The 260-nt window shown below is 58.8% G+C and carries 1 protein-coding gene; it reads left to right on the top strand.

Features of this window, described 5'->3' with window-relative positions; genetic code table 11:
* Positions 1 to 260 (top strand): radical SAM protein (locus tag ACG94X_RS16890; RefSeq protein ID WP_419384813.1); only part of this gene is annotated, 260 nt, incomplete at both ends.

Consider the following 260-nt stretch of genomic DNA (forward strand, 5'->3'; position numbering starts at 1 on the left):
GCAGCAAAGTCTGCGGCGACGAGGTGACGTACGTCGTCAACCGCAACATCAACTACACCAATATGTGTCTCTACCGGTGCGGCTTCTGCGCTTTCGCCAAGGGGAACACCGCGGAAGAGCTTCGCGGCAAACCGTACGATATCGACGACGGCGAAATCGTCCGCCGCGTGTTGGAAGCGCAGGCGCGCGGCGCGACGGAGGTTTGTCTGCAGGGCGGCATTCATCCATCATATACCGGTGAAAAATACCTGTCCGTTTGC

The organism is Acinetobacter psychrotolerans (assembly GCF_048552595.1).
In the GTDB taxonomy this organism is placed as follows: Bacteria; Pseudomonadota; Gammaproteobacteria; order Pseudomonadales; family Moraxellaceae; genus Acinetobacter.